The 5,711-nt window shown below is 52.9% G+C and carries 7 protein-coding genes; all 7 read left to right on the plus strand.

Going from position 1 to position 5,711, the window contains the following annotated elements; genetic code table 11:
• The first annotated feature begins 317 nt into the window (after nucleotides 1-317).
• The 7 genes from Q31b_RS27390 to Q31b_RS27420 all read left to right on the plus strand — a co-directional run bounded on the left by Q31b_RS27390 (nucleotide 318) and on the right by Q31b_RS27420 (nucleotide 4,948).
• The gene (locus Q31b_RS27390; RefSeq protein WP_146602862.1) at nucleotides 318-848 is read left to right on the plus strand and encodes a hypothetical protein; all 531 of its coding nucleotides are present in this window, start codon (nucleotides 318-320) and stop codon (nucleotides 846-848) included.
• A 92-nt stretch (nucleotides 849-940) separates the two neighbouring features.
• A complete protein-coding gene (locus Q31b_RS27395) occupies nucleotides 941-1,321 on the plus strand; it encodes a hypothetical protein (protein ID WP_146602863.1) in 381 nt (126 codons plus the stop codon).
• A 105-nt stretch (nucleotides 1,322-1,426) separates the two neighbouring features.
• Entirely contained in the window at nucleotides 1,427-1,873 is a 447-nt protein-coding gene (locus Q31b_RS27400) for a hypothetical protein (RefSeq protein WP_146602864.1), read from the plus strand.
• 125 nt (nucleotides 1,874-1,998) lie between these two features.
• Nucleotides 1,999-2,346: a hypothetical protein gene (locus tag Q31b_RS27405; protein ID WP_146602865.1), complete on the plus strand. Its 348-nt coding sequence runs from the start codon at nucleotides 1,999-2,001 to the stop codon at nucleotides 2,344-2,346.
• A gap of 116 nt (nucleotides 2,347-2,462) precedes the next feature.
• The gene (locus Q31b_RS27410) at nucleotides 2,463-3,032 is read left to right on the plus strand and encodes a hypothetical protein (RefSeq protein ID WP_197172516.1); all 570 of its coding nucleotides are present in this window, start codon (nucleotides 2,463-2,465) and stop codon (nucleotides 3,030-3,032) included.
• Between the two features lie 568 nt (nucleotides 3,033-3,600).
• The gene (locus tag Q31b_RS27415; protein ID WP_146602866.1) at nucleotides 3,601-4,026 is read left to right on the plus strand and encodes a hypothetical protein; all 426 of its coding nucleotides are present in this window, start codon (nucleotides 3,601-3,603) and stop codon (nucleotides 4,024-4,026) included.
• Between the two features lie 466 nt (nucleotides 4,027-4,492).
• Nucleotides 4,493-4,948, plus strand: a complete 456-nt coding sequence (locus Q31b_RS27420) for a hypothetical protein (RefSeq protein ID WP_146602867.1) — start codon at nucleotides 4,493-4,495, stop codon at nucleotides 4,946-4,948.
• Nucleotides 4,949-5,711: the final 763 nt, after the last annotated feature.

Consider the following 5,711-nt stretch of genomic DNA (forward strand, 5'->3'; position numbering starts at 1 on the left):
GGCATAGGCGATTCTATTCTGCGCCAACTTGCATTGCGGTGGGTGCGTTCGTCGGTGTCAACGCCGCATTGTTTGCGCCGCCTGGTTACGGTGTCTACGCAACAGTCGGTGGACTACTTGGCGGCTACTCGGTGCATCAACGTCTAGAGGGTGCTTCCACGAATGAATGAATTGGACAGCAGGTACTTGGTGACCGAGAGTCCTCTCCGGTAGAATGCGACGAACCAATCGATGCACGCTAGTCCTCGAGTTGCTGTTGGGCAGTGGTTGCCGTTACGCTCGGACCGCGTGATCGTGGACATTACACGCACAAGTCGATGCGTTTTCCTCTTCCACAGAAACGTCTCCATTGGATCACGCTCGGTATCATCGTGCCAATGCTGACCGTGTTGCTCCTCATCAGCGGATTATTCCCATGGTCTCCACTCAACTGCTGGCACGAGGACGTTGACATCAACACGGGCCGCGTCCGCCACACAAGATACTTGCTTTTCTGCCAAATCGGCGATCGCATCGAAGAGACTTGGCTATTCCGCGCCAATAGCAACTCGAATGTTTCGCCTGATTGGCGGTGTGTTAACACGTTCTCGCCGGGCCTCGGCCATTCGTCGCACTATCACTTCCACGGCGCAATTCATCAAATCAATACGCTCGGGCTCGCAGACAACGTTGTCCCGTTTGATCCCAATGCCCGCCACAAGGTCGCTCATAGGTTGCTCACGTTGTGGCAAAATAGCGGTTCGCATTTCGATGCTGACGAGTTCGTTGAAAAGGTTGTCCGAACTGCTTTTACGCTACATAATAATGGGGCGTCGGTGTTCACCGCATCTGATGTTCCTACCGACTAGCAAATGCGCGTGCAACTAGGCCGCGAACCGGAGCGGCCAACAACGCGTTTTTTTGAAATCAATCCTTTCCACGGCTGCCGCTCCTCGACAAAATGATGCAACACGAATCTACAAAGGCTGACCGAAAGCTTGTACGTAAACTTGCGAGCATCGCGTGGGAGCGACAACTACGCGACGAACTCGCGAAAATTGGTGGTGTCATTTCTGAAATGACGTCCGGCGATCTATCGCCATTCGACGTAAATGAGTGCGTCCATGAATTTCACAACGGTATTTCTCGCGAACTCTACAATTTGTACGCTGCGTCCGACCCATGGTTCGCCGTTTGCCGTGCACACTTTGACGGTGTGCTGACCGACGAAGACCTTGTCAATGCAAGTGACAGCGTACGCGCAGGGCTGCAACAATTCGCGGAACGGCTTCAAGAGTACAATGGCATCCAGACCGCACCAAGAGCCTGGAACGATGGCTAACCAGGCGATGGTCGCGGAGTCAGGTTTTTTGGAGTGGATGATCGTTCGCCGCCGCCCGCATATCGCTACCGTTACCCCCTGAACGTAGTTGTCGATCCCGATTGCATGACTAATCCTTACGCACCACCGACCAGCAACATAACACTTCGCGGCGATCCTCGCGATGCGATCAAGGCACGCGTCTCTCGACCAGCGACAGCTCTCATCATTATGTCGTCGATTCAATCCGTGTTTGTTGGCATTTACCTCGTATCAGCGGCTGTAATCGTCGTCCGTGGCGGTACCGTATTGGATGACGCCATAGGCCTTACCATCGGTTGCCTTCAATTCATTTGCCTGATCCTAATTGCCGTTGGTGCGGCCAAACTCGGCTTCCTTGAATCGTATCGCCTTGCTCGCCTCGGTTCGATGCTTGCTTGCATTCCGTTCATCACACCGTTTATGCTCATTGGCATACCTTTCGGCATTTGGTCACTGCGATTGTTGTCTGATCCACTTGTTCGCGATGCGTTCCCGGACTTCGACTCGCAGCGCTCTCCAAGGGGCGGGTAATAATCCAATGAACCGCAGTCGGCCACGACCGTTTACTCTACTTACTACATCAAACGGGCCGACGCGGTTATCGTCAATTTGATCAAGACTTCAATTCATCGCAACGTTAAAGGTCGATCCGAATCATGACGGTTGTTCGATGGGATCGCGTGCCATCGGAGTTTCACTATCTACGCGAAGCTGTTGAAGCGTGTGGCGAAACTCGCGTGACGCTCTACGACCCGACGGTTGGACGCCATGTCTCGTTCATTGAAACAGCATCTGACGAACAACTTGATTTGATTCGATCTGCCAAGCATCAAGTTGAACGTCGCGAAGATCGATTACAGATTGAGGAATGGTGCGAGAATCCCGCTCAAAAACGCCCGTCCGTTCTCACAGCCATTTGGTACGTCCAGGGGATGCTCTTTCTATTTGATCAGTTGGATGGTCACCAGTTCGAGGTGTTTGACGACGACTTTGATGACGACTGATTCATGCTTTACAATGAATGCGGTGATCATAAGCCGGCGGTCGGGTCGGTTTTGAAATCAACGCGTATCGCGCCGGCCCGCTGATGCGTGCTGTTCTGTTTCGCAGGTCACGTCCGATGCAATGGCTCGCAATCGTCATCCTCTCCATTCTTGCTTGCATCACCTACGGAATCATTCACGACCAAATCACGGCCCGAATCTGCGTTGAATACTTCACGATCGGGCATCCGCGAATCGTTCCCACAGAGGATCCAACAATCCTTGGTATCGTATGGGGGATCGTCGCAACGTGGTGGGTCGGCGCGATTCTCGGCGTCCCCCTTGCAACGGTCGCACGAATCGGATCGCGTCCGAAGAAGACTGTCGGTTCATTGATTCGGCCGATGGGAATCCTGTTTGCTTGCAGTGCAATTTTCGCCCTGCTTGCCGGGGTCATCGGTTATGTCGCGGCGTCCATGGAATGGGTTTGGCTCGTCGGCCCGATCGCGGAGAACGTGCCGCAAGAGAAACACATTTCCTTTCTTGTCGACCTGTGGGCGCACAGCGCCAGCTACCTTGGCGGCTTCGTCGGCGGTATTATACTAATGATTTGGGTTGGGCGGTCCCGATGGCGCGCGGCAACCCAAAGCGAAACAGAATCAGGCGTTGAACGCGAGCGGGCGACCGTGCCGATCCTGAAAACATAGTCAATTGCGCCCGCCGCGTTAACGCTGCCGTTATCCGACTGGACGCGCATCATTGCTTTTCGAACTGAATAGGTCGTTTTTATAGCGTCATGCATTGCTTCAACCACGACTCCACTCACGCAATCGGCATTTGCAAACACTGCAACAAAGCGATTTGCCACACGTGCTCCACTGACACCGGTGACGGATTGGCTTGCACAGCGACATGCGTAGAAAAAGTCACACAACTTAACGCTTTGATCAATCGAAATCAGCGAACCGTAACCGTACAACGCAAGAACGCATATTTCACGCCGGCTTTGCTGGGCACAATGGGAACTGTCTTTCTTGTGTTTGGCTTGAGCGGTGTTCCAAGGGCATCTCTACCGATTTCGATGGGGATCGGATTTATTGTCTTCGCGATGATAAACACATTGCGGATTCGCGAATGGCTTACACCCAACGACTAAACTGACTGCACCAAATCCGGTGGATCTCCAGGAACAACGCCTTAGGCCACGCGCGTCTTCTCTGTGGTCAGCGTTAATCTGGCCGAAGCGGTTATCGTCAACTTTATTTGACCTGAACAATGCATGAAATGGAACCGATCGAACGTCAGGTCATGCATATGTTGCTTACAGGCGATCACCCGACGCTTGAAGCACTTCGGCAGCAATTCGCTCATTGCGTTGTGGTGGAGCGAGAGTTCACCGGCCTGGGTTTCTTCACCAAATTTGAGGTTCAGGATTGCATACCCCAACTGGAACCGCGGAGACGGATCGTCATAGGCGATGTCTGTGCCGACGTGGAAGGTCTTGATTACGGCTGCGGATTTATTCTGTTCGTGGATGACGGTCTAATCGAAACTCTTGAATGTCATCTGTGGGGTGACGATGCGTTCCCCGACAATCCGTTATACAATCGGCTCTACTATACACACCAGACCAATCCGCCAGCAGTAATGGAAACCGAAAAACGCGACATTGATGCCCTGAACGCTACACTGGGCAAATAACCTCTAGATGGCCCTCCTTGTCAACCGGTGCGTACCTTCCCTCAGAGTAAGAGTCTGGATTTTTTGCAGCTTGTTTTGGTCGTTCCTTTTCGCCTTCGCGGTGTCGCTCGTCATGCACTGGCGACACCGCGAAGGCGAAAAGGAACGGATCGGCGTGCATACCGATTCCACAGTAGAAAGGATGTTGTGTAGAATACAAATTCATTGTGGTTCTCCTTGGGTGATGATTGGGTTTTAGCCAGATGTCGTAACGCACTCTTTGAGTGACGTTTTTCGCACTGCAAGCGTAACTTGCAGAAGACGAATTAGACGGCTTCGCCGTCATGAAAAGGCTCACACACCCATGGAGGCCATGATGAGTATCAATGGCATGCAACGGCGGACTCGAAAACGCGATTGGGCAATGGTTGCTCTTTCGCTGGTCCCCGCTGATGTCCGGCGTGATCCGACTTAAACAGGTATCCACATGCAAGATTCTCGATCTTACACACATACTCGATGTCGCACCGATACGACGGTCGAGGGCCCTGAGTTTCGTGCCATGTCAGATCCGATGGCTGGAATGCGAAGTACCTATTGCGTCAAATGCGAAGATCAATTCCCTGTCACCGAATTCGCATGGTCCGATACAAACGAACTAATATCCAACTACTACGCCCGACATCGGAAGGCTGCCAGCGCGTCTGACCTTTGGTGGTGTGGAAATGGAGGATTAGCAGTCCTCGCAGGCCTCGGATCTGTCGCTGGAATCATCCTCGGGATCATTCTAGGTGTAACGACGACTTGGCTAATTGGCCTAGTGACGGGAATCTTGCTTGCGATTACGGGTGCGATTTTGGGATTGGTAGCGCGGGAAACTTTGTTTTCTCGGCGTATCGTAAAACGGGTCTGTGGTGTAAACGACACTCGAATGTTGCGGTAAATGGTATCTGCTGGGATTCTGCGGGTATCCAATATGGATATGACTTCGCGGAGTGAGGTACGAACGTAGCCGAAGCTCAAGTCCTCTGTTCAAGATGCCCGGCTGAGCTGCCCCGATCCCTCCCTCGTGCTTGACGAGTCGGTGGGGCAATTACCACCGATGGAGGCAATCGTAGGCAATCGTAGGGACAGAGCATCATTTCAGGTGACAATCTTAGGGACAGAGCATCATTTCAGGTGATACAGCAACACCCCGGACGGACGCTGTCGGGATTTTTGCTTTGCTATTGCACCGGATCGTCAAATAGCGTGTGTGCAAGCCAGTGAGATAGTCTTTTTTCCTCGGAATGGCCGTATTGGGTGCGTACCTTCATCCTGGGGCAGCTCAAAGAGCGTCACGAAAAGGAGGGAAATCGAAGAAGGGGCACTTAGTCCGGGAGCGTCAATAGCTCGCGGGCGCGGCAAAACGAGTATAGGGACAGAGCATCATGTCAGGTGACGCAGTAACACCCCAAGCAGACTATGTCGGGATTTTTGCTTTGCTATTGCACCTGATCGTCAAACAGCGTGTGTGCAAGCCAGTGAGATAGGCTTTTTTCCTCGGAATGGCCGTATTGGGTGCGTACCTTCTTCCTGGGGGCAGCTCAAAGAGCGTCACGAAAAGGAGGGAAATCGAAGAAGGGACGCTCAGTCCGGGAGCGTCAATAGCTCGCGGGCGCGGCGGCGGAGATGGTAGCGGCGGTGCGTGCGGTGACAACGCATCG

Source organism: Novipirellula aureliae (assembly GCF_007860185.1).
GTDB lineage: Bacteria > Planctomycetota > Planctomycetia > Pirellulales > Pirellulaceae > Novipirellula_A > Novipirellula_A aureliae.